Genomic DNA, 24113 nt, shown 5'->3' on the forward strand with positions numbered 1-24113 from the left:
GTGTGTTCACACATACTCATACTGGTAGGCAGATAAGTAAGGCCTGCATTCGGTCTCAGGGGATTGTCTTCCGGCATATGCGTGCCAGCTCAGTAAGGCAGGATAGGTCGGGTTGCGCGTTCTGCGCAGGTAAAGGAGGAGCCCGGAACGGGCGGGGGACACGGAGCAGAACGCGTGACCCGACCTATCCCACCCACCAAGCTACCCAGCCGACCATCAAGTATCAGCCAAAGCCCGCCGCATCCAAACCATGCACCGCTCAGCATCCAACCCCGGCACCTTCAGTTGTTCCACGTGAAACACTTCCACCGTCGCCGGCAACACCGCTATCTCATCCCCCGGGTGCTTACCCTTCATCGCCATCCAGATTCCCCGCTCCGCCAACGCCCCACCCGACCAGTTGGTGAAATCAACCAGGGATGCAAAGGCCCGCGAACTGACCACGTCGTACGGCTCGGTCAACGACTCCACCCGCGCATGCAGGCCCCGCAGATTGGGCAGCTTCAGCGTTACCGCCACCTGCTGGATAAACGCAGCCTTCTTGGCCACCGTATCCACACAGTGCACCGTGATGTCGGGCCGGCAAATGGCAATCACAATGCCGGGCAGCCCCGCGCCAGACCCCACATCCAGCAGCCGGATGGGTGCATCCGGTGTTGCGGCACGCAGGGATTGCAGTTGCCGGTCCAGTGGGGCCAGCGCCGCCAGACTGTCCAGCAGGTGGTGGGTCAGCATCTCGGCTGGGTCGCGCACGGCGGTCAGGTTGTAGACCTTGGTCCACTTCTGGATCAGCTCCAGGTAGGCCAACAAGGCGGTGATCTGGGTGGCGTCCAGCGTCAGGCCCAGCGCGGGTAGCGCCTGTTCCAGCACCTGGCGGTGGTTGGCAGGTGCTGTAGTCATAGTGTTAGCGGCAGGCAATGGAAACCTCGTTTTGTTGGGCAGCAAAGGCCATTTTTTCTTTATCGGTCATACGGCCCAGGCGGGCACGGTCAGCGTCCAGAGTCTGGCGTAGCTTCTGGCAAGACGCTGCGTCCAGCGGCGCATTTTTGCCACTGGCCCCGCGGGCGTTTTCCTTGCGGGTGGCATCCACCACCTGGTCGGCACACTTACCTTCAAATTCACTGACCGCCCGTTTGACCTCGTCCATGGACGTATTGGAATCACTCTGCAACACCCGCGACGCGCGGTCGCCCAGGGTGCGGCATTCGGGCGTCAGGTTTTGGTGCACCCGGTCCCGCGCGGCCTTTTGCCGCACGGCTTCGACCGATGTGGTCGGCCCACCCGTGGCGGGTGTGTTGCCAGCCGCTGCGGCCTGTGCACCAGTGCCTGCGCCTTTTATGGCACCGCCGGTTTGGTCGTTGGGGCAGGCATGGTCGCTGAAGACCACCCGGCCATCGGCCTGGGTGCATTTGTAGACACCCGCGGCCCCGGCAGCCATGGCCGCGGACGACACCAGCAGAGCGACCAGGGTCATCCGCAGTCGTGGTGGGAAAAGTGGGTACATCGTAGAAATCAATCAATCCCAGCAGTTGGCCGGTTTACCCGTGGAGTGCACCCAGTAGCGGCCAAAGCCACCAATGCCGGGGCCCATTTTTCCCTGCAGGGCCCACACATCGCCCCGCGCCTGGTGGTCGTAATGTTCATCGTCCGGGTGGTTGCCACCGTCGCCAAAGGCGGCCATGCGCCAGCCCGAGCCCAGTTCGCGTTCACACATCACCGAGGCCTGCAGCTCAGATTGCAGGGTTGCACCCATCACCGCCTGGGTGGCTCCCAGCTCGCCACGACTCCAGCCACTGCCGCTCAAGCCACCGGGTCGGGGCAGATCACCCTTGCGGATACACAAGACCGGCAGCACGATGCGGCAGCTGGTGTCGCCCACATTGGGGTTGCAGGCGCCTTTGTAGGCGCGGTCCAGCGTGGAGTCACCTGCGTCGCAGACCATATTGGCCACATCTTTGGGATCTTTGTCTTCCAGTGGCTGCAGGCCAAAGGTCAGACCGTAACCAATGGGTTTGTTGCTGGGTGGCTCGGGGGGCGGGGTCAATGGCGCGCCCGACGGGGCGACCTTGATGGCAGGCGGCGGCTTGGGGCCAGAGCATTTGCTGAACATCAGCGGAATCACCAGGATGCCCACCAGCACCCCCACCAAAACGACTGCTCGCTGCATGCGCTGCCCTCCCCGGCTGCTCAGATAAAAAGGGCTAAGTTTACGCGGCCACTTTTTCGGCGAAGCCGCGGAAGTTGCCCTTCTTCAAATGGATCAGCAACAGAGAAATGGTCGCCGGCGTGATGCCCGACATGCGCGATGCCTGGCCCAGGGTTTCGGGGCGCTGCTTGTTCAGACGCTGGCGGGCTTCGATGCTCAGCGCCGTCACCTGCATATAGTCCAGCTCGGCGGGCAGGCGCAGGTTCTCGTAGTGGGCGGCGCGCTCCACCTCGTCGTTCTGGCGGTCGATGTAGCCGGAGTACTTGGCGGCAATCTCCACCTGCTCGATGACGGCGGCTACGAATACATCCTGGGCCAAGACCGCCGCGGCAGCCTCAGAACCTTCCGCTGTTTCACGTGGAACATCTGGGGCAACCGTCGGCAGATCCCGGTTCGCATAACGCCCTTCGTCCAGCGACATCAGCGCCGCGTAGCCGATGTTCGGGCGCCGCAACAAGTCTGCCAGGTTGTATTCATGCTCAATGGATTTACCCAGCACCCGCTCAGATTCGCTGGCCGCCAAATTCTTGGGGCTGACCCAGATGCTGCGCAGACGTTCTGTTTCACGTGAAACAGCATCGCGCTTGCGGCAGAAGGCATCCCAGCGTGCGTCGTCCACCAGACCCAGCTTGCGGCCGGTCTCAGTCAGGCGGGCGTCGGCATTGTCCTCGCGCAGCTGCAGGCGGAACTCGGCGCGGCTGGTAAACATGCGGTAAGGCTCGGTCACGCCCTTGGTGATCAGGTCGTCGACCAGCACACCCAGGTAGGCCTCGTTACGGCCGGGCACCCAGGTGTCCTGGCCCCACGCCGCAGACTGGGCAGCTGGGGCACCGGCTTGCAGCGCGGCATTGACGCCAGCGAACAATCCTTGCGCCGCCGCCTCTTCATACCCGGTCGTGCCGTTGATTTGACCGGCAAAAAACAGGCCGTTGATCTGGCGCGTCTCAAAGCTGTTCTTCAGCGAGCGCGGGTCAAAGTAGTCGTATTCAATCGCGTAGCCGGGCCGCAGGATGTGCACGTTCTCCAAGCCGGCCATGCTGCGCACCAGGTCGTACTGCACGTCAAACGGCAGGCTGGTGCTGATGCCGTTGGGGTAGTACTCGTTGGTCGTCAGGCCTTCGGGCTCCAGGAAAATCTGGTGGCTGTCTTTGTCGGCAAAGCGGTTGATTTTGTCTTCCACACTCGGGCAGTAGCGCGGGCCCACGCCTTCGATCTTGCCGGTGAACATGGGGCTGCGGTCAAAGCCGCTGCGGATGATGTCGTGCGTGCGCTCGTTGGTGTGGGTGATCCAGCACGGCATTTGTTGCGGGTGCATGTCCAGCCGGCCCATGAAGCTGAAGACCGGCATCACCGGGCTCATGCCACCTGCCACGCCGTCGCCGGGTTGTTCGATGCACTTGCTGAAGTCGATCGTGCGGCCATCCAGCCGTGGTGGTGTGCCGGTTTTCAGGCGTCCTTGGGGCAGCTTCAATTCCTTCAGCCGTGCAGACAAGGACACGGCAGGCGGGTCCCCTGCCCGGCCGGCGGCGTAGTTGTTCAGCCCCACGTGGATCTTGCCGTCCAGGAACGTGCCCGCTGTCAGCACTACAGTCTTGCTGCGGAACTGGATACCCACCTGGGTCACCGCGCCCACCACGCGGTCGCCTTCAATCATCAGGTCGTCCACCGCCTGCTGGAACAGCCACAGGTTGGGCTGGTTCTCCAGCATGCGGCGAATGGCCGCCTTGTACAGCACCCGATCAGCTTGGGCACGGGTGGCACGCACGGCCGGGCCTTTGCTGGAATTGAGAATGCGGAACTGGATGCCGCCCTCATCTGTAGCCAGCGCCATTGCGCCGCCCAGCGCGTCCACTTCCTTGACCAGATGGCCCTTGCCAATGCCACCGATGGACGGGTTGCAGCTCATCTGCCCCAGCGTTTCGATGTTGTGGCTGAGCAGCAGCGTCTTGCTGCCCATGCGGGCAGCCGCGAGTGCAGCCTCGGTTCCGGCATGGCCGCCGCCAACGACGATGACGTCGAAATCTTGTGGGTAAAGCATGGTGTTCAGTGTGTGGGCGCAAGGCTAGTTGGCGTGCGCCCGGTGTGGGTAGCCCTCGATTTTACCGGTTGCACGGTTTTTTGGCACGTGGAGAGAATTCCACCTGACTGGGCTGGCTGGGTGGATCTGTTGGGCTGCACGTTTTGCTGCGTGTCCCCCGGCCTTGCAAGCAAGGCCTCCTCCTTTACCTCCGCAAAACGCACAGCCCAACAGATCTTGCGTTGCGGTGTTGGCAGAGCACAAACAAACTCCAGCGTCAGGCAAGGCGCGCGTGTTTTGCGCAGGTAAAAGGAGGAGGCCGAAGGCCGGGGGACACGGAGCAAAACACGCGCGCCTTGCCTGACGCGGGCGAGAGAACTAGACCCCACACACACCTGAAATGGTGACAATATCCCTATGACCAAACTCCTCATCTTCGCGGGCAGCACCCGCCAACTCTCGTTCAACCGCCGCCTCGCAAATGCCGCCGCCACCCTGGCACGGGCCGAAGGTGCAGACGTCACCCACATCGAGCTGAGCGACTTTGATGTACCGCTGTACAACGCCGACCTGGAAGCACGCGGTACACCGGCCGACGTGATGCGCCTCAAGGCCATCGCGTACGACCACCCCGCCTGGATCATCTGCTCCCCCGAATACAACGGCTCCTACACCGGCCTGCTGAAAAACACGATCGACTGGATCAGCAGCCCCGTCAAAGGCGACCCCGTCTGGTCCGACGGCGACCGCTCCATGCGCGGCAAGATCGTCGGCCTGATGAGCGCATCCCCTGGCGCCCTGGGCGGCCTGCGTTCGCTGAGCCATCTGAACCCGCTGATGGCTAATGCCCAATGCTGGATCGCGCCCAAGCAGTTTGCCCTGGGCCGGGCAGGGGATGCATTTGATGAGAGTGGGGAACTGAAATTGCCAGCGCAGCGAGACAACGTGCTGGCGGTGGTGAAGCAGGTTTTGTGGGCGGCTGAGCGGTTGGCGGGCTGAGCAAAGCCCGTTACCCACAGCGGGGAGTCTTCAACGGCTCCGCAGTGCACGAGACAACAAGGACGGCCACTGCATTTCCCGAAGATATGGCATGCTCACACCTAGGCACCAACAAGGAGGCACCATGACCACCCCCGCCCACGACCTTGCAGCAGAAGTCCTTGAACTCCCTGCCGAAGAACGCGCCCGAATACTTCAGTTGCTCATCGCCAGCTTCGAGCCGAAGTCGAACGCGCAAAAGGCCTGGATGAATCTGGCCTTGGATCGGCGAGAAGAAGTGCGCAGTGGCAAAGTAGCGATGGTTCCTGGTGACGAAGCTTTGGCCCGTGTCAGAGCACGGATTGCGTGAGCTACTCCATACACCCCGACGCCGAGACTGAACTCGGCGACGCAGCTGTGTACTACGCCACCCACGCCAACAGCATGATTGCGTTGGCGTTTCTCGCAGAGTATGAACGCGTGCTAGATCTCCTAATCGAGAATCAACAGCGTGGCCCACACGGTGAAGATGGCCTGCGCATTTATCACTTTGATCGCTTTCCCTATACGGTGGTGTATGAAGAAGACCGCGTGAACGGTCCCCAAATCTTCGCCATCGCACACCAGAGCCGTGAACCTGGCTATTGGAATGACCGCGTTTGAGCCCTGCAGCTAAGAAAGCCCTTAAGCCAACGCCCCCCTAACCTCCAATTCCCCCATCAACAGAATCTCAATCCGCCCATAACCCAGCCCCAGCACCCCATCCCGCACCAACACCTTCAACTCTTTTGAAAGTGTCTGCCGCGTAATCCCCAACATCATCGCCAGCGCCTCCTGCGACACGGCCACGCTGGCCCGCGCATCGCTGGCCTGGGTTGCATCCCCACGGGCCAGGGTCAACAAACGCCGTGCGATACGCGTGCGGGTGGAGCGCAGCATGGCGTCTTCCACCAAGCCATACAACACGCGCACCCGGCCACACATCAGCACCGCCATGGCGCGGGCAAAGGCGCTGCGCTGCATCAGGCGTTTGAAGGCCTGGGGCTGGATCACAAGCACAGTGCTGGCCAACACGGCCGTGGCGTCGTGGGGCCGCGGCAGCCCGTCAATCAAGGTGGCTTCGCCAAACCAATTGCCAGCCTCGATCACTGACAGAATGCCTTCGCGCCCGTCTTCGCCAAGAGTCGATATCTTGACGGCGCCCTGCACCACGCAATAGAAGCCACCTGTGGCATCCCCCTTGCGGTAGAGCATTTCCCCCGCACGCACCGGCACCGCGTCGCCCGCCGCGGCCAGCATGGCCTTGCGTTCGGTCAGCGGCAGCGCACCAAACCAGGGGTTGGTTGACAAAGTTCCCAGCAGTAAATCGGCTTTTGAGTCGGCCATCCATTTCTTCCCGGTGATTACCCTAAATTGTAAGATTTTTAACAGTCTTACAGCTTGCAGGCGGTTAAGGTGAACGTCCGAACTCCCCAAGGCCATGCCCATGCACATTCCTTCGCTCCAAAACCAGGTCAGCCCTGAAGAATGGCAGCTGCGTGTGGACCTGGCGGCCTGTTACCGCCTGGTGGCCGCCTATGGGTGGAGCGACCTGGTGTTCACCCACATCAGCGCCCGCATCCCCGGCCCCGAGCACCACTTTTTGATCAACCCCTATGGGCTGATGTTCGACGAGATCACTGCCAGCAGCCTGGTCAAGGTGGACCAGCAGTGCAACAAGCTGATCGACTCGCCCTTCCCCGTCAACCCGGCCGGTTTTGTGATCCACAGCGCCGTGCACGAAGTGCGCGAGGACGCGGGTTGTGTCATGCACACCCACACCCGTGCGGGCGTCGCCGTCAGCGCGCAAAAAGGCGGCGTGTTGCCCATCAGCCAGCAGTCCACCTTTGTGCTGGGCTCACTGGCCTACCACGACTACGAAGGTGTGGCCTTCCGCGACGAGGAAAAGCCACGCCTGCAGGCCGACCTGGGCAATGCCAACTTTTTGATGCTGCGCAACCACGGCCTGCTGACGGTGGGCAAGACCATTGCCGACGCCTTTTTGTCCATGTACACATTTGAATCCACCTGCCAGATCCAGATCAGCGCCCAAGCCGGCGGCGAACTGACCCAGGTGAACCCGCTCATTGTCAAAGGTGTGGCCGAGGCCATGCGTGTACAGACCGGCGGCATGGGCGGTGCCTTTGCCTGGCCCGCCCTGCTGCGCAAGGCCGACCGCCTGGACCCCAGCTACAAGACCTGATAACCCCAACCAAATTTGTTCTCTCTGTTTCTATAAGAGCCCACCCCATGCCCGCACGTTCTCTGCACGCCGTTACCCCCATCGATACCATCCGCATCGAATTGGAAGACACCCTCGCACTCCAGCGCGCCGCCTACCTGGCCCACCCCAACCCGACCTTTGCCGAGCGCAAGGCCGACCTGCTCAAGCTCAAGGCCTTTGTGGTCGACAACCGCGACGCCATTGTGGAAGCCATCAGCAAAGACTACGGCAACCGCTCGCGCCATGAGTCCCTGTTTGCCGAAATCTTCAGCATCATCGATGGCGTAGGCCACACGCTCAAACACCTCAAGGAGTGGATGAAGCCGCAGAGCCGCCACATCGACATCAAGAATTTCATAGGCGCCTCCAACCGCGTCATCCCCCAGCCGCTGGGTGTGGTGGGTGCCATCATTCCGTGGAACTTCCCCATCTGGACGAGCTTCAACGGACTGATCTGCACCTTTGCCGCGGGCAACCGTTCCATGGTCAAGATGTCGGAGAACTCGCGCCACATCACAGCGCCTGCTAATGGAAAAATACCCGACTACTTTCCGCGCGACAAGCTGGCCTTTTTTGACGAGACCGGTGGTGTGGGTGTGGAGTTTTCCAAGCTCAAGTTCGACCACCTGATCTTCACTGGCTCGGGCCAGACCGGCCGCTCGGTCATGGCCGCAGCCGCCGCCAACCTGTGCCCAGTGACACTGGAGCTGGGTGGCAAATCACCCGGCATCGTGCTCGATGATTTCCCGCTGCGCACCGCGGCCCAGCGCCTGCTGTTCGGCAAGTGTTTCAACGCCGGCCAGGTCTGCACCACGGTTGACCATTTGTATGTGCCGCAGGCCAAGGTGGACGCCTTTGTAGACATGGCCAAGACCATCATCAGCGGGCGTTACCCCACGCTGGACACGCCCGACTACACCTCCATCATCGACGACCGGTCCTTCAACCGCATCACCGAAGCCTTGACCGAGGCCAAGGAACGCGGCGCCACGCTGGTGCAGCTGATACCCGGCAAGCCCTGGGACAAAAAGACACGCAAGATCGCACCCCACGTGGTGCTCAACGCACCCGCCGACTGTGCGCTGCGCACGCGCGAAATCTTTGGCCCGGTGCTACCCGTCATTGGTTACACCGATATGGATGCCGTCATCAACACCATCAACAGCGGCCCACGGCCACTGGCGCTGTACCCCTTCAGCAACCACAAGAAAAAAATTCAGCACCTGATCACCCACGTGATGTCGGGTGGTGTCACCGTGAACGACGGCATCCTGCACACCGCGCAGCACGACATGCCCTTTGGTGGTGTGGGTGACAGCGGCATGGGCCACTACCACGGCTACGAAGGTTTTGTGACCTTCTCCAAGATGCGCCCGGTGTTCTACCAGGCACCGTTCAGCGCGATCAAATTTCTGTACCCACCGTACGGCAAGTTCGCCACCAAGTACCTCGATTTTTTGACAAAGTAATCATGAGCAATTACGGACCTCCCCACTTGCAACGAAGAACACTTCTCAAACTGGGCCTTGCCTCAGCCGTCGTACTGGCTGTAGCCGGCGGCGCCGTCGCGCTGATGCAGCCGGGCCTACAAAACGGCAAGCTGAGCGAAGGCGCACGGCTGATTTTTGCCCGCGCGGGCGAGACCATTCTGGCAGGCACCCTACCCACCGACGAAGGTCCCAAGCAGATCGCCATCAACTCGCTGCTGGACCGCATTGAAGCCTTTATCGCCGGCACACCAGAGCATGTGCAGGCCGAGCTGTCACAGCTGCTGGGCTTGCTCAACACCGCGGCCGGACGGCGCGGCGTGGTGGGCCTGTCGCCAGACTGGCACGAGGCCAGCGTGGGTGAGATCGCCACCGCCTTCCAGACCATGCGTGTCTCCAGCGTATCGCTGCGGGTGCAGGCCTACCAGGGGCTGCACGACATTGTGAGCGCCTCGTATTTTTCCGGCCAGGAATCCTGGGCCGTGCTGGGCTACCCCGGCCCTCGCGCCATTTGAACCCTATCCCCTTCGTTGGAACGGAAAAAAACTTTATGAGCAGCTTACCGGACCCCATCCAAGAGGGACTCGCCCGCGGATGGAAAGTATTGGGCGGTGCGCACGGCGCACTACCCGCCAGCATCACCTGCGACGTGGCCATCATCGGCTCAGGCGCGGGCGCCGGCATCACCGCAGAACTGTTGACCAAAGCCGGCCTCAAGGTCGTCATCATTGAAGAAGGCCAGCTCAAGAGCAGCAAAGACTTCAAGCAGCGTGAGCCCGAAGCCTATGCCTCGCTCTACCAGGAGGCCGCGGGCCGCCAGACCAAGGACAAGGGCATCACCATCCTGCAGGGCCGCAGCGTAGGTGGCACCACCACCGTCAACTGGACCAGCTCGTTTCGCACGCCACCGGCCACACTGAAATATTGGCAAGAAAAATTCGGCCTGACCGACTACACCCCCGAGGCCCTGGCGCCGTATTTCAAGCAGGCCGAAGAACGCCTCAACATCGCCCCCTGGCAGACCGACCCCAACGAAAACAACGAGCTGCTGCGCCGCGGCGCGGCCAAGCTGGGCATCAAGGCCGAAGTCATTCCGCGCAACGTCAAGGGTTGCTACAACCTGGGCTCCTGTGGCATGGGCTGCCCGGTCAATGCCAAACAGTCCATGCTGGTGACCACCATCCCGTTTGCACTCGATGGCGGTGCCACCCTGTTGGTGGAAACACGGGCCGAGAAGTTTGACATCAGCAACGGACGTGTCCAGGGCCTGAGTTGTATAGCGGTAAAACCCAATGCAGCCCCCGTCAATGCTAATGGTGTAGCTACACAAATCGTAGCAAAACACTATGTGCTGGCAGGTGGCTCCATCAACTCCCCCGCACTGCTGCTGCGCTCCAAGGCGCCAGACCCGCACAAACAGCTGGGCACCCGCACCTTTTTGCACCCGGTGGCCATCACCACCGCCATCATGGCCAACGCCGTGAAGGCGTGGGACGGCGCGCCCCAGTCCATCTACTCCGACCACTACCTCAACACCCAGGCCATTGACGGCCCCATCGGCTTCAAGCTGGAGGTGGCGCCGCTGCACCCCGTCTTCTTTGGCGCCAACCTGCCCGGCTTTGGCGAAAAGCAGGCCCAGCTGTTCCGCCAGTACCCCAATGCCAACGTCATGCTGGCGCTGATGCGCGACGGGTTCCACGACCAGGCCGTGGGCGGCAAGGTGGAGCTGCGCAGCAGCGGCGCACCCCTGCTGGACTACCCGCTGACCGACTATGTGCTGGAGGGCGCCCGCCGCTCCATGCTGGCCATGGCAGAGATCCAGTTTGAAGCCGGCGCCAAAACGGTTTACCCCGGCCACGAAATGGGTGAAGGCACGACCACCTGGCTTGAGACCAAAGCGGCAATCAACGCCCTGCCCATGAAACCCCTGCTCACCAAGATCGGCAGCGCCCACGTCATGGGCGGCTGTGGCCTGGCCGCAGACGACAAACGCGGCGTCACCCGACCGGACGGTGTGCACTGGCAGCTGGAGAACCTGTCCATCCACGATGGCTCCCTCTTCCCCACCAGCATCGGCGCCAACCCCCAGTTGTCCATCTATGGCAATGTGAACCGCCTGGCCCAAGGCCTGGCCCAACGCTTGACCAACAAAGCGGTAAGCCTGGTCTAGGCCTCAGTCCGGCATGCGCGGGCCGCGGTACACAATGCCGCGTGCCTGGTCCAAGGGCATAAAGTCCTGCATGATCTTCAGCATGGTCTGGTCTTTCAGAATGCCCACCACCAGCGCTTCCCAGCGCGCCGCCTGCTCGGCCGTAAACGACTTGCGCGAAAAAACCAGACTGCCTACCGAAAACTGCTCCGGCGGCGCCCAGTCCCGCTGGACCATTTCGCGCTGGATGCGTTCGGCGTCCAGGTACTCCCGGAAGACTATGGGCTGACTCACCACGGCATCCACCATGCCACGCTCCAGGTACTTGAACAGCTCGGCTACGTCGGCCACCTCCGTCACACGGCCCTGGGTCGCCAAGCGGCCCAGCCAGGTGTCGTATGCAGGCTCGTGTTTGAAACCGCGCACCATACCCACCCGCAGGTTGCTACCCTCAAACGCCGCCATGGATTCGGGCACTGCCCCAACCGACTTGCGCACCAGCACGATATTGCGCGTCGTCAGGTACGGCATGAGGTAAGCAAACGCCTTGCGCTCCGGCGTGGGAATAGCTGCCGTGGCCATGTCCAGGCTGCCGGCCTGCAGCTCGGCCCAAATGCGGGCACGGGGCATCACCACCCGCTCAAACACACAACCACTGCGCTGGCTCAACACATCGAGCAAGCGGCTGTCCACACCTTCACCCGAGCCGCCACGGTACAAAATGCCAAACTCAAACATCGCCACCCGCACCGGCTTGGAGCAATAGTCCTGCGCACCGGCCGCCCCCGCGCCTTTGGCCAGCAACACCGCCAAGATCAAGAAAGTCGCCATTCGTTTCATGGCCCGGTTATACGACTCGGAGGTTTGGCTCGCAAGTGCCAAAAGTCACGTCTCTGCAAGAAAGTTCAAACTCCTTTAGCATGGGCGGCCCTGACCAACCCAACTGAGCGATACCCCCATGAAGCTGTACTACTCCCCCGGCGCCTGCTCCCTGTCGCCCCACATCGCCCTGCACGAAGCCGGCCTGGCGTTTGAAGCCATCCCCGCCCCCACCAAAACCCACAAGCTGCCCGACGGCACCGACTACTACACCATCAACCCCCTGGGCTACGTACCCTACCTGACGCTGGACGACGGACGCAGCCTGCACGAAGGCCCGGCCATCGTGCAATACATCGCCGACCAAGTGCCCACCAAAAACCTGGCCCCCGCCAACGGCACCTACGAGCGTTACAAGCTGCAAGAGTGGCTGACCTTCATCGGCACCGAACTGCACCGCAGCTTCTCGCCCCTGTTTGCACCCACCACACCGGCCGAGACCAAGGCCACGTTCATCACCAAACTACAGGGCCGCCTGAAATGGGTGGACGGCGAACTGGCCGGCAAGCAGTACCTGATGGGCGACCACTTCACCGTGGCCGATGCGTATCTGTTCACCGTCACCAACTGGGCTCCGCGTGTGGAGGTGGACCTGTCACCCTATTCCAACCTGCTGGCCTACCGCGCCCGCGTCGGCGCACGCCCTGCCGTGGTGGCCGCGATGACGGCCGAAGGCCTGCTCAAGTAAACCGCGGTAACAGGAGCCAGCGAATGCAAGTACCAACCCTGATGCTGCGCACCTTCGCCGCGCCGGTGGAGCTGCGCACGCCGCGCCTGCTGTTGCGCCAGTGGAAAGACAACGACAGTGAGGCCTGGGCCACCATGAATGCCGACCCCGAAGTCCGCCGTTATTTCCCCAGCGTGCACACCCGCAGCGAGGCCCAGGGCGAGGCCGACCGCATCCGCGCCAGCATCACCCAGCGCGGCTGGGGCATGTGGGCGGTCGAGGTGCCCGGTGTGCATGCCTTTGCCGGTTTTGTCGGGCTGAACCTGCCGGCGTATGAAGCGCCGTGGATGCCAGCCGTGGAAATCGGCTGGCGCCTGGCCCCGCCGCCTGGGCACCAGGGTTACGCCACCGAGGGCGCGGCCGCTGCACTGCACTTTGCGTTCACGCATCTGGAACTGCCGCAGGTAGTGGCCATGTCGGTCCCCACCAACGGGCCCTCACACAGCGTCATGGAGCGCATCGGCATGGTGCGTGATGCCAGTGCCGACTTCGACCACCCACGCGTACCCGCCGACTGGCCGCTCAAGCGCCATATCCTCCACCGCATCACAGCCGAGCAATGGCGGCTGCACCAGGCTCCAGTCAAAAAGGCTTAAGCCAAACTGGCCTATAGCCCCCGTGAAATATAACGATATCGCTATCGTATTTATAGTGACTTACAGCTCAGGTTTACCCACCGCCCGCACCAGCCGCTCAAACTCCGGCGCAAACTGGTCGATGATGGCCTGCGGGTCGGGGCACAACGCCGCGTCGGCAATCACACCAAACTGCACGCCCCCGCCATAGCTCAGTATCGACACACCCAGCCCCACCGAGCCCGACTGCGGCACCCAGAACAGCGACTGCTCCACGGTGGCACCCAAGAAGCGCATCTTCTCCTTGGGGCCAATCACGTTGGTCATCACCGCCGTGGTCTTGCGCGAGAACAACGCCAGCAGCGCGTCCTGCACCGGTTGGGTCAGCGCACCGGCCACGGCCAGCAGCCCAAATGCCATCAGCGGCTGCAGGCTGCCTTTGAGGTCTGCCATGCGGCGGTGCACCTCGCGCACCCGGGCCACGGGGCTGCGGATACCAATGGGCAACAGCAGCGGCGCCAGGCCAAACTGGTTGCCCAACTGGTAGGCCTGCTCGATCGGGCGCAGGTTGACCGGCACCATGGCCCGGATCTCCAAGCCGTGGATATCGTCACCACTGTCGTGCAAATAGTGGCCGATGGCTCCTGCCACACAGCCCAGCAGCACGTCGTTGACTGAGCAGTCCATATGTTTGCTCAAGGCCTTCACCCGTGCCAGCGGCAGGGGCTGGCACCAGGCCACACGTTTCACACCACTGGGTGTTCCCTTGAGGCGGGTATGTGAATCGTCGGGCATCAACGCCATGGCCGCGGCATCACTCACCCCGTGCAGCACCCATTTGGTGGAGGCCCAGACGTTGCGCAAGCCATGCTCCAGCGTGCGGCGCGGGGCATGGGCAAAGGCCCACGATGTTTTGGCCCCCAGGCTGGCCGCACCCCAGGCCAATGTGGAGGCCCGCCCTGCGGGAGCAAAGACCCAGGTGTCCAGCAAGGCCTCGGCCCGGTCCAACAAACCGTGGCCGTGGGAGCGGCGGGGGCTTCGTGGTGGCAACACACCGCCATCCACCAGCGACTGCATCACCGCCACCAGGGCCACACCATCGGCAATGCAGTGGTGGATGCGCACAATCAGCGCGGAGCCTCCGGCATACCGCTCCACCAGGTGGAACTGCCACAGCGGCCGCCGGGCATCGAGCGGTTGCACCGCCAGTGCGGCCACCCGGTCCTGCAGCAAGGCCTGCTGTTGGCCGGCGCGGGCCCGCGGCAGGCTCTCGGAAACAATGTGGTGGTCCAGCGCAAAGTTGCTATCGGGCTCCCAGCGCACACCACCATCTGGCCCGTGCTGGGCGCACTGTATAAAACGCGGATAGCGCAGCAGGGTGTCCTGCACGCGGGCACACAGCGCGTCGCGGTGGATGCCGGGCTTGAGCACCCACACGCCCACAATCACCATGCGGTTGACGGCACTGTCCATGCGCAGCCAGGCCGTGTCCACCGCGCCCATGGGCACCACACGCTGCTCAGGCACCATGGCCAGTGCTTGTTCCCAATCCGCTACCGGATGGGCTACCCGTTTAACGCGTGCCATGTTGTGCCCCCTTGGTCTTGCGTGGCGCCTTGGGTGCGCTGGCCTTGCGGGATAGCTTGGGTAGGCCGCCCTTGCGGGCCGCGAGCGCCAGTTTGCGCACCTGGGCAATGTCAGCATCCGAGAACACGCCGTTGACGCCCGACACTGCCGCCAGTTGCATACCGTGTTTGAGCCCCAGGCGGTAGATCTCGCGCACCCGCTCCCATTCAATCTCGCGGCCCACGGTGAAGTTTTCAAACCGCCCGTCCAGCGCCAACACAATGGTTTCTGCCAGGCAAGCATAGGCCACGTTGGGCGGCAAACCGATGTTTTTCATCTGCACCTCACCCGGCAACCGGATTTCGCCTGACTCCACCACCAGCACATCGGGGCGCTTGGCCACCTCGGTGGGCGGCAGATCCAGCGGGCGGGCCACATCGGTGATCACACAGCCGGGTTTGACCCGCATGATGTCCAACACCTTTTTGCCAGCGCCCGAGGTGGCCGTCACGATCATGTCCATGTCGGCAATGTGTGTGTCAGCCCGGGCACTGAGGAACAGGCGGGCATCGGGTGTCTCGCGCAGGATCGATTCCTTCAAGACCAACAGCTTGGCTGGCTCCGGCGAGACCATGTAAACCTCATGGGCCGTGGTGGCCAGCAAGCGGGCGCACACCGAACCGATGGCCCCCGTGGCACCCACCACCATGGCCTTGAAGGCGGCCTTTTTCCCCTTGGCCGGTGCCTTCACCAGCCCCAGCCTGCGCATGGCATCGTGCGCCGCCCACAGTGCGCCCGAGGCGCTGTAGCTATTGCCGGTCGTAATGGGTAAGGGTGCCCGCTTGGCTACCGTCACACCGGCGTCGCCCACCACCTTGGTAAAGGCACCCAGGCCCATGATCTGTGCGCCCAGTCCGCGGGCCAGCTCGGCAGCGGCCAGCAGCCGGCGGTAGGTGAATTCGGGGTCGTGCGCCATGATCTCCTTGGGCGTACCGCCCACCGAGATCAACCAGCCCTCGGCCTGTGCACCCGTGGGTGAACGTATGCCCGTGACCTTGGAGTACACAAACGGTGGCGCATAGGCCATGGCCTTTTCCAGCGTGTCCATCACCACCGGGGGCGACACATGGGACAACAACTCGATCGGCTTGACCTTCTTGAAATACTCCTGTGACAGCGGGTGGATCACAAACGCAAAGCGGTTCATCCGCGTGGGACCGTTGGGGTAGAGGATGCGCGGCTCCAGGCCCTCCTGCGTCAGCATGCCCAGGTAGTCATCGGTGTCCAGGTCATCGCCATCACGGCCGGTGGCCGCTATCAGCATGGCATCCAGCGTGGCAGGGCTCAGCACATGGCCGGCTATGGCGGGGGCTGCATCCACAATGGTGTGCACACCCAGCGCACCCCATTTGGCGGCACGTTCCGCATTCACCCCCACACTCACCACCACCTTGCCCGCCAGTGCCCGGGCAGTGAGGCCGTCCACCTCGTGGGGCATGGCCACCAGCACGGTCGATTCTTGCAAGGCAGACTGCAGCACAAAATCGGCCCACTGCTGCACCGGTGTGTTGTCGGTCACCACATCGGGTACCCAGCCGGACACCAGGTGGGCGCCCCGTGTGTACAGCTCCAGGTCGTGCACACTTTGCAATATCTTGGGCACACCGTGCTGCACCACCGGGTCGGCAAACTGCAGGTTGTGCGTGTATTCGGCCAGGCACAGGGCCAGGCGGTACTGCTCCTTGCCGGACCAGAACAACACCCGCGCGTTGCTGAAAAACTGAGGCAAAGTGGTCTGCACATGGCGCACCGCCCACTCTTGCAGAATGTCCTGCAGGCGTGCACCGGTGGTCACTGGTATACGTGTGACCGCGCGTTTGAGTGCCACGCTATCGGGCTCGGCATACTGCTTGCCGGCCACGCTGTAGTGATCCCTAGCCACACCCAGGCCCAGCACATCGGCGCGCGACTCCCATTGGCGCAGCAGGGTCACCGCCTTGCTGGCGCTACCGTCGGTACCCAGCCGGCGCACCTGCATGGGCTGGCCCATGAAGTCGGTGTGTAGGTCAAAGTTGTTGTGGGACGCACCCAGGCTGATACTGACAATGTGTTTCATCGTGGCTCCTGACCGATGCTTCGGTTGTACCGCCAAGCACCGTACCGCTGTTTGAGCCACATCAAGGCAAACCCAATGGAATGGGCGCAGAGTACGGTCCATGACACACACCATCACCTCCCTCGCCGCCGCCGTGGACCACGTGCTGGACACCATCCAGGGCCCCATCGTGCTGGGCATACCCCTGGGTGTGGGTAAGCCCAACCCTTTTGTCAATGCGCTGTACCGCCGCATCAAGGACAGCGCCACGCGGGAGCTGACCATCATCACCGCGCTGTCACTGGAAAAGCCGGTGGGTCACAGCGACCTGGAGCGCCACTTCCTGGAGCCGTTGGTGGAGCGGGTGTTTGCCGACTACCCCGACCTGGACTATGTGAAAGACTCCCGTTCGGGCCACCTGCCACCCAACATCCACGTACGCGAGTTTTTCCTGAAGACCGGCGACTACCTGGGCAATGACCTCGCGCAGCAAAGCTACATCTCCACCAACTACACATTTGTCGCACGCGACATGGCGGTGCAGGGCATCAACCTGCTGGCACAGGCGGTGGCCAGCCGGCACGACGCCGGCACCCTGCGCCTGAGCCTCTCCAGCAACCCCGATGTGACCCGTGAAGTGGTGGAGCGCCTGCGCTTATCCGGCGGGCAGCTGTTGACGGTGGGTGTGGTCAACCAGGCCATGCCGTTCATGCCCAATGGCGCCGAAGTGGCCGGTGATTACTTTGACGTCCTGGTGACCGACCCCGCCGCCACCCATGCGGTGTTTGCGCCACCCAATGCCAAGGTCAGCCCCGCCGACTACGCCATTGGTTTGCATGCGGCCAGCCTGGTGCGCGACGGTGGCACGCTGCAGATCGGCATTGGTTCGCTAGGCGACGCCATAGGCCAGGCCCTGATCGTGCGAGACCGCCATGGCGAGGCCTTTCGCAGCATGCTGGAATCACTGTGCCCCAATGGCACCAGTGGGCGCGAACTCGGGCGCTTTGACCAAGGCCTCTACGGCTGCTCCGAGATGTTTGTCAACGCCTTCCTGAAACTGATGGAGGCCGGCATCATCCGCCGCGAGGTGTTTGCCGATGCCGTGCTGCAGCAGTGCATCAACAACGGCACGGTGGCGGTGGACACCGTCACCCTGGACAGCCTGCACGCCCTGCTGGCGGTCGGACGTATCCACCGCAAGCTCACGGCCCTGGACCTGCAGTTTCTGCAGACATTTGGCTTGCTCAAGGCGGGCGTGGCGTTGCTGGACAACACCCTAACTCTGGATGGCATCAGTTGCACCAACGACTTGCACGACCCCGCCAGTGCGGAGGCCATCACCGAACACATGCTGGGCGCACGTCTGCAAGGCGGCATCTGCATGACGGGCGGGTTCTTCCTGGGGCCCAACGACTTCTACCAGCGCCTGCGCGCCAGCCCACCGCATGCACTGGCAAAGATCGACATGACCCGCATCGACTTCATCAACCAGCTGTATGGCGACGATGCACTCAAGCGCGCCCAGCGGGTCAAGGCCAGTTTTATCAACACCACCATGATGGTGACGCTGCTGGGCGCGGCAGTGAGCGACGCACTGGACACCGGCCAGGTGGTCAGCGGCGTGGGCGGGCAGTACAACTTTGTCGCCATGTCCCACGCCCTGCCCGATGCCCGCCTGATGATGATGCTACGTGCCACGCACCAGACCAAAAACGGCACGGTGAGCAGCATCGTGTGGAACTACGGCCACACCACCATTCCGCGGCATCTGCGCGATGTGGTCATCACCGAATACGGCGTGGCCGAGCTGCGTGGCCAGTCCGACAGCGAGGTGGTCAAACGCCTGATCGCCGTTGCCGACTCCCGCTTCCAGGACGAGCTGGTCGAACAGGCCAAGGCCAACGGCAAGTTGGAGGCCAGCTACACCGTGCCCGAGTGTTACCGCCAAAACCTGCCCGAGGCGCTGGAGCACACCCTGCACCCCTGGCTAACCGCTGGCATGTTGCCCGACTACCCGTTTGGCACCGACCTGACCGACGACGAGTTACGCATGGTCCGCGCCATGCAAAAGATCAAACATGCCAGCCAGCACCCCACCGAACTGCTGACCATGGCTGTCAAGAGCCTGTGGGAAGGCCGCGAGGCGCCGCCTGCCTACCTGGAGCGCCTGGGGCTGACGGAGGCGCACAGCTTCAAGGATTTGTTGATACGAAGGCTGTTCAGTGGCAATGTTTGAGGGGCATCGAGTTATCCGATGCTGGCATCGAAGAAAAATCCATTGGCTTTGGAGTGGGTCGCTCTATAGGATTGCGCCCACAGACGACCAGCCGAACTATGACCTCCAAGCTTGCCCCCAAAACGGTTCTGCGCAACTACTTCCATGCCAAGGACGAGAACCGTCCGCATTTGATGCGTGAGGCTTTCAGCGAAACGGCCGTGCTTCGGATGCAGGTGCAGACCGAAAACATAACCTTCCCCGCCGTGTCACACGGTCTTGAGGCCATCACCGACGTGCTGGTACGCCAGTTCGGCACGCGTTACGAGAACGTCTATTCTTTCTATCTGAAGCGACCCTACACCCATGCGCCGAAGTTTTCCTGCCATTGGCTTGTGGGCATGTCCGAAAAGAAGAGTGGAAACGTCCGCGTCGGATGTGGCCGCTACGACTGGAGTTTTGGTCACAACCCGCGCGGCCTGGCAACCCAACTGGGCATCTCCATCGCCGTCATGCAGGTTCTTCCGCCACAGCAGTTCAAACCTGTTTTTGACTGGCTGGCCACGCTGAGCTACCCCTGGACATCGGCCAGCAAACTTGCAACCCATGCCCCGGATATTGAATTGCTGTTACCCGTTCTGCAATACCTGCAAGTCGGTGAGGTGCCTCTACCAGCGCCCCAATGAAGCGGTAAATGCTCAGCCTGTATGCGCAGGCAGCGCATCAAACCAGGCCTGCAACTTCTCCCCATACAGCGGCCGGCTGGCCAGGTAGCCTTGCATCACATCCACGCCCAAGCGCGTAATCGTCTCGCGCTCGGCCTCGGTCTCCACACCTTCGGCGGTCACCATCAGGTCCAGCCCATGGCCCATCTCCGTCATGGCGCGCACCAGCTTTTGGGTGCCGGGGGACTGGTCCAGCTTGTCGATAAAACTACGGTCTATTTTTAGTTCACTGACCGGCAGTTTTTGCAAGTAGGCCAGTGAGGAATACCCGGTGCCAAAGTCGTCGATCGACAACGGTGTGCCGATCTCGCGCAGTGTATGCAACAGGGCCACACTGTGCGTGGGGTCGTCCATCAGGCCGCTCTCGGTGATCTCCAGGCGCAGGCGTTTGGCGGGCACACCACTGGCCTCGACCATCCGGGCCACACGCTCGGCGAAACCCTTGTGTTGCAGGTCGCGCGTGCTCACGTTAACGGCGATGCTGAGTTCAGGGTGGGTGGGTGCCCATGCGGCCAAGGTGCGCAGGGCCTGCTCCAGCATCCAGTTTGTGACCATCGTGATGTAGCCGGCCTGTTCGGCAAAGGGCACAAACTCGGCCGGTGACACAAATCCGCGCGTGGGGTGCTGCCAGCGCACCAGGGCTTCGGTGCCCACCGCGTGGCCGGTAAGCAGTGAAAACTTGGGTTGCAGCCACATTTGCAATTGCGAGGTGGCCACGGCCTGGCGCAGATCCGACAGCAGACTGAGGTGGCCCAGGCGTGCGGCCTCTTGCGCAGCGCTGTGCCAGGCAAAACCCATGGCCGCGCGTTTGGCGCTGTGCAGGGCGACTTCGGCATTGCGCAGCAACGTGTCCACCGGCAGTGCCTTGGCGCCGGCCTGCGACAGGTCACCCGAATCGGCCAGGCCATAGTTCAGGCTCAAATCCACACTGTGGCCACTGCAATGCACGGGTGCACCCATGGCCATTTCAATACGTTCGCGCAGGGCCTCGACCGCGGCGCGGTGGGGTGCACAAAAGGCGGCGGCAAAGGTTCCACCCGACAGGCGGGCGACCACCGGGCTGGGGCCAATCAGTCCATCCGCTGCAGCCTGTTGCAGGGCCAGGCTGGCTCGCTCGGCGGTTTGCACAATCAGCGTGTCGCCGGTGGTGTAGCCCAGGGTTTCGTTGATGGCCTTGAGGCGGGCCAGGTCCATCAGGGCCAGGCAGTTGGGCGCAGCGCCCGCATCCGCCGCGGGTTTGAGCAGGGCTGTGCGGTTGGGCAAACCGGTCAGCGGGTCATGGAAGGCCAGGTGCACGATGTCGCGCTCGCGCTGGGCCACGGCTTCGGTCATGGTGTTCAGCGCCTGGCCCACGCGGTCCACCTCCTGGGTGCGGGTGGTGGGCACCGGGCTGGTGTAGTCACCATTGGTGATGCGTTTGGCCGCGCGCTCCAGCGTGGCCAGCGGGCCGACCACGCTGCGGGTGGTGCGCACGCCCAGCCACACGGCCAGAACCACCGCCAATACAGACAGGCCCGCCACCCAGAGGGCCACGCGGTCGAACAGCATTTGGGCGTCTTCCAGCCGCGTTTCTATGCGCTGGCGCTCACGCGACAGCAGGGCGTTGGATTCCACCAGCATGGACTTGAGCGCCGGGTTGACCCGCTCGTCCAGCAGGTGCAGGGCGCCGTCGCGGTTGCCGGCCTCGATTTCATCGGCGGTGGCAATAAAAGCCTCGGCGTAGGCCGCACGCCACTGCACCAGGCGCTGCAGGTTTTGCGCCTGGTCGTCGTCATGCATATCACTGGCCAGCGACTCCACAATGCCGTCGATGCGCCGGTTGCGTTCGTCCACATCGGCATACTCCTTGACCCGGCTTTCCAGCGGTGCATTGATCAGGCGGATCAGCGCATTGCCCACCCCCTCGGTCTGCAAGCTCAGGGCCTGCACCCGCAGCAGGCGCTGCATGTCGCCGGTGGCAAAACGCTGGGTCACACCGGTGATGTTGTGGATCTGGAAAATGGCCTGGGCCAGGGCGACCAGCATCAAGGCCACCAGCACACCAAAACCCAGGGCCAGACGCCAGCCTATGCGCCGCGGCCACCAGGCCTGCCAGCCACGGGTTTCAGTCACAGGCGCAAATGAGGGGTCAGCGTGTTGTGGTGCCATAGGCTCAAGTCTGCGCCACTGGACCGGCGGTGTCTACTGCAACAACACCCAGCACCAGGCCGCTTGGTACGGCCAGCGGCAGCCACTGGCCAAAGTCCAGTGTGGGTGCGGCGTCCAGCGCCGCTGCCAACGATCCACCGTTCAACAGCACCTGCAAAGCGTCCACTTCGCCCGCCAGTGCCAGGCGCACACGTGGGCGCAGCCCGGCACGCCAGACCACGGTGTCTTGCGCCTCCCCACGGCGCAGTTGGGCACCAGCCTCTTGCAACGATGGGCTGCCCTCCAGGTGTGCACCAACTATGCTGGCCACCGGCCAGGTGCTGCGCAGCACCGCGCAGCCCGGGGCCAGGCGCAGCTGCAATTGCTCGGGCGCCTGAGTGGTCAGCAGGGCCAGTGTTGCCAGGTCCGCTTCGGCGTCGGCCACGCCGGCGCACTGGTGCAGGGCCCATTCGACCCGGGCCACATCGGCCAGGTAGGGTTCGTCCTGCAACTGGGCGCTGTTCTCCAGAAACCCGGACAGCCCCATGCCCCACTGGGCGATGTCGCCCTGTGCTGGCGGCTGGGCATGCCACAGGGCATGGGCCAAATCGGTAAAACTCTCGTCACCCACCAGTTGCGCCACGACAGGGTAGGCAGACTGCAGTGCACTGGCTGCCAGGGCGTGGCCATTGGCCTTATAGGCTTTTAGGCCTCTAGCCCCCGTATCCATTGACTCATTAGCTACTATTTTCATAGCGTTTGCAGCAGGCCATGCGAACAGGGCATCCAGCAGAATCTGCTGCTGTTGGGCCAGACGGCTCATGCGCAGGCTCCCAGGGCGTGGGTGCGGGCACGTCCGGCTTCGTCCAGCAGCACGTCCAGCGCAGGCACATCGGTGTCCCATTCGATGAGCGTGGGCACGGGGCCAAAGCGGGTGATAGCGTGGCGGTACAGGTCCCACACGGCGTCGCAGACGCGGCTGCCGTGGTCGTCGATCACGATGTCGCCGTGTGCATCGTTCACATGGCAGTGGCCCGCCAGATGGATCTCCCCCACAACATCGGCGGGGATGGCGTCCAGCCAGCTGCGGCAGCTGTGTATCGCATCGACCGTTTCGCCAAAACGCGTACGGGCGTTCAGGGCATTGACATAAATATTGTTGACGTCCACCAGCAGCTGGCAGCCGGTGCGCCTTGCCAGGGTGGTCAGGAATTCGGTCTCGGCCCAGACGCGTTCGGCATCGGGCACGTTCCAGCGCAGGTAGGCCGACAGGTTTTCCACCATGAACACACGCTGCAAACGGTCTTGCACCTGGTCTACATGGGTGCACAACACATCCAGGGCTTCGGTGGTGAAGGGAATGGGCAACAGGTCGGCCGCATGCACGACCTGGCCCTGAAAATTACCCCGCGCAAAACACGCATGGTCACTCACCCGCACCGGGTCTATGCGCTGCACCAGGCGCGCCAGCTGGTCCAGGTGCCAGGCATCCAGCCCCACGGCAGAGCCCAGTGACAGCCCCACACCGTGCAGGCTGATCGGGTAATAGGCCCGGCCCTGCTCCAATACGGCCAGGGCGGCGCCCCCAGGGGCGAAAAAATTCTCGGAATGCACTTCCAGAAAAGCCAGCGCGGGCTGGCGTTCCAGAAGCTCGGCGTAATGGGGGTGCCGCCAGCCTATGCCCACGTTGTCCGCGCCTGCCACGCCGCCCACAGGGCTGCGCATGGCGGGTGTCGCGGGACGGGGCATGTGCTTACCCTTACTTCTTGGTCGCGGCCTTGGCTTCGTCTTGGGAGAGGCCCTTCATGCCTTTGCAAGTGCCTTTGGCCACGTATTTCCACTCGGACTTGTCCATGTCCACCTTGGACTGGCCCGCACAGGAGTGGCTGCCGCTGATGCTGGCGCAATCGTTTTGGCCGGCTTTGGCAATGCCGTAGCACTTTTCCTTTTCCTGCGCAGCGGCAGGCATCGCCACAAAAGACAGGGACATCACAGCAGCTGCAGTGGCAGCGATCATGGCACGTTGGGTCATTTTGAATTCTCCAGAGAAGGACAGGTTAAAGTTGAACCAGCAGGTGCTTGTCGGACATGCACCCCGTTGCTA

23 protein-coding genes are annotated in these 24113 nt (G+C 62.9%); 11 read left to right on the forward strand and 12 right to left on the reverse strand.

Annotation, left to right across the window (positions count from 1 at the left end):
* Positions 1-216 precede the first annotated feature (216 nt).
* From rsmG to mnmG, 4 genes are read right to left on the reverse strand one after another with little or no spacing between them, the layout of a single operon-like run.
* Positions 217-900, reverse strand: coding sequence for a 16S rRNA (guanine(527)-N(7))-methyltransferase RsmG (gene rsmG, locus HZ993_RS14650; RefSeq protein WP_209393470.1), 684 nt, complete (start codon positions 898-900; stop codon positions 217-219).
* Between the two features lie 4 nt (positions 901-904).
* A complete protein-coding gene (locus HZ993_RS14655) occupies positions 905-1474 on the reverse strand; it encodes a DUF4124 domain-containing protein (protein ID WP_209393471.1) in 570 nt (189 codons plus the stop codon).
* A 42-nt stretch (positions 1475-1516) separates the two neighbouring features.
* The gene (locus HZ993_RS14660; RefSeq protein ID WP_209393472.1) at positions 1517-2167 is read right to left on the reverse strand and encodes a hypothetical protein; all 651 of its coding nucleotides are present in this window, start codon (positions 2165-2167) and stop codon (positions 1517-1519) included.
* 40 nt (positions 2168-2207) lie between these two features.
* Positions 2208-4244 (reverse strand): tRNA uridine-5-carboxymethylaminomethyl(34) synthesis enzyme MnmG, encoded by a 2037-nt coding sequence (mnmG, locus tag HZ993_RS14665; protein ID WP_209393473.1) that lies wholly within the window; start codon positions 4242-4244, stop codon positions 2208-2210.
* 396 nt (positions 4245-4640) lie between these two features.
* Here mnmG and HZ993_RS14670 point away from each other — a divergent pair, with 396 nt between their 5' ends.
* The 3 genes from HZ993_RS14670 (at position 4641) to HZ993_RS14680 (ending at position 5864) form a co-directional block, all read left to right on the forward strand.
* Positions 4641-5222, forward strand: coding sequence for an NADPH-dependent FMN reductase (locus HZ993_RS14670; RefSeq protein ID WP_209393474.1), 582 nt, complete (start codon positions 4641-4643; stop codon positions 5220-5222).
* Between the two features lie 124 nt (positions 5223-5346).
* Positions 5347-5571 (forward strand): addiction module protein, encoded by a 225-nt coding sequence (locus HZ993_RS14675; RefSeq protein ID WP_209393475.1) that lies wholly within the window; start codon positions 5347-5349, stop codon positions 5569-5571.
* Positions 5568-5864 (forward strand): type II toxin-antitoxin system RelE/ParE family toxin, encoded by a 297-nt coding sequence (locus tag HZ993_RS14680; protein ID WP_209393476.1) that lies wholly within the window; start codon positions 5568-5570, stop codon positions 5862-5864. The genes HZ993_RS14675 and HZ993_RS14680 overlap by 4 nt, the downstream gene beginning before the upstream one ends.
* Positions 5865-5885: 21 nt before the next feature.
* On the opposite strand, the gene HZ993_RS14685 is transcribed toward HZ993_RS14680, so the two are convergent.
* Entirely contained in the window at positions 5886-6587 is a 702-nt protein-coding gene (locus HZ993_RS14685; RefSeq protein WP_209393477.1) for a Crp/Fnr family transcriptional regulator, read from the reverse strand.
* A gap of 100 nt (positions 6588-6687) precedes the next feature.
* Here HZ993_RS14685 and HZ993_RS14690 point away from each other — a divergent pair, with 100 nt between their 5' ends.
* The 4 genes from HZ993_RS14690 to HZ993_RS14705 are packed head-to-tail and all read left to right on the forward strand — an operon-like array spanning position 6688 to position 11121.
* Positions 6688-7443, forward strand: a complete 756-nt coding sequence (locus tag HZ993_RS14690; protein WP_209393478.1) for a class II aldolase/adducin family protein — start codon at positions 6688-6690, stop codon at positions 7441-7443.
* A 47-nt stretch (positions 7444-7490) separates the two neighbouring features.
* Positions 7491-8933, forward strand: a complete 1443-nt coding sequence (locus HZ993_RS14695; RefSeq protein WP_209393479.1) for a coniferyl aldehyde dehydrogenase — start codon at positions 7491-7493, stop codon at positions 8931-8933.
* A gap of 26 nt (positions 8934-8959) precedes the next feature.
* Positions 8960-9466: a hypothetical protein gene (locus HZ993_RS14700; protein ID WP_209393480.1), complete on the forward strand. Its 507-nt coding sequence runs from the start codon at positions 8960-8962 to the stop codon at positions 9464-9466.
* Positions 9467-9501: 35 nt separating this feature from the next.
* Positions 9502-11121 carry a GMC family oxidoreductase gene (locus HZ993_RS14705; protein ID WP_209393481.1) on the forward strand — a complete coding sequence of 540 codons (1620 nt, stop codon included), beginning with the start codon at positions 9502-9504 and terminating at the stop codon, positions 11119-11121.
* A gap of 3 nt (positions 11122-11124) precedes the next feature.
* Here the strand turns inward: HZ993_RS14705 and HZ993_RS14710 are convergent, their stop codons facing one another.
* Complete coding sequence (locus tag HZ993_RS14710; RefSeq protein WP_209393482.1) at positions 11125-11940, reverse strand: ABC transporter substrate-binding protein; 816 nt, start codon at positions 11938-11940, stop codon at positions 11125-11127.
* 118 nt (positions 11941-12058) lie between these two features.
* On the opposite strand from HZ993_RS14710, the gene gstA reads away from it, so the two are divergent.
* Positions 12059-12667, forward strand: coding sequence for a glutathione transferase GstA (gstA, locus tag HZ993_RS14715; RefSeq protein ID WP_209393483.1), 609 nt, complete (start codon positions 12059-12061; stop codon positions 12665-12667).
* A 23-nt stretch (positions 12668-12690) separates the two neighbouring features.
* A complete protein-coding gene (locus HZ993_RS14720) occupies positions 12691-13302 on the forward strand; it encodes a GNAT family N-acetyltransferase (RefSeq protein WP_245213640.1) in 612 nt (203 codons plus the stop codon).
* 60 nt (positions 13303-13362) lie between these two features.
* On the opposite strand, the gene HZ993_RS14725 is transcribed toward HZ993_RS14720, so the two are convergent.
* Positions 13363-14868, reverse strand: coding sequence for a wax ester/triacylglycerol synthase family O-acyltransferase (locus HZ993_RS14725; RefSeq protein ID WP_371816933.1), 1506 nt, complete (start codon positions 14866-14868; stop codon positions 13363-13365).
* Entirely contained in the window at positions 14855-16963 is a 2109-nt protein-coding gene (locus HZ993_RS14730) for a dehydrogenase (RefSeq protein WP_209393484.1), read from the reverse strand. Before HZ993_RS14730 ends, HZ993_RS14725 begins: the two co-directional genes overlap by 14 nt.
* Positions 16964-17063: 100 nt before the next feature.
* Here HZ993_RS14730 and HZ993_RS14735 point away from each other — a divergent pair, with 100 nt between their 5' ends.
* On the forward strand, positions 17064-19178 hold the full coding sequence (locus HZ993_RS14735; RefSeq protein ID WP_209393485.1) for an acetyl-CoA hydrolase/transferase C-terminal domain-containing protein: 2115 nt from the start codon (positions 17064-17066) through the stop codon (positions 19176-19178).
* Positions 19179-19276: 98 nt separating this feature from the next.
* Positions 19277-19843 (forward strand): hypothetical protein, encoded by a 567-nt coding sequence (locus tag HZ993_RS14740; RefSeq protein WP_209393486.1) that lies wholly within the window; start codon positions 19277-19279, stop codon positions 19841-19843.
* 12 nt (positions 19844-19855) lie between these two features.
* On the opposite strand, the gene HZ993_RS14745 is transcribed toward HZ993_RS14740, so the two are convergent.
* The 4 genes from HZ993_RS14745 to HZ993_RS14760 are packed head-to-tail and all read right to left on the reverse strand — an operon-like array spanning position 19856 to position 24041.
* Positions 19856-21994 (reverse strand): bifunctional diguanylate cyclase/phosphodiesterase, encoded by a 2139-nt coding sequence (locus HZ993_RS14745; protein ID WP_209393487.1) that lies wholly within the window; start codon positions 21992-21994, stop codon positions 19856-19858.
* Between the two features lie 40 nt (positions 21995-22034).
* Positions 22035-22832: a putative DNA-binding domain-containing protein gene (locus HZ993_RS14750; protein WP_209393488.1), complete on the reverse strand. Its 798-nt coding sequence runs from the start codon at positions 22830-22832 to the stop codon at positions 22035-22037.
* Entirely contained in the window at positions 22829-23734 is a 906-nt protein-coding gene (locus tag HZ993_RS14755; protein ID WP_209398499.1) for a DUF692 domain-containing protein, read from the reverse strand. The genes HZ993_RS14750 and HZ993_RS14755 overlap by 4 nt, the downstream gene beginning before the upstream one ends.
* A 34-nt stretch (positions 23735-23768) precedes the next feature.
* Positions 23769-24041 (reverse strand): DUF2282 domain-containing protein, encoded by a 273-nt coding sequence (locus tag HZ993_RS14760; protein WP_209393489.1) that lies wholly within the window; start codon positions 24039-24041, stop codon positions 23769-23771.
* Positions 24042-24113 lie beyond the last annotated feature (72 nt).

Origin of the sequence: Rhodoferax sp. AJA081-3 (assembly GCF_017798165.1) — a bacterium.
Taxonomy (GTDB): Bacteria; Pseudomonadota; Gammaproteobacteria; order Burkholderiales; family Burkholderiaceae_C; genus Allorhodoferax.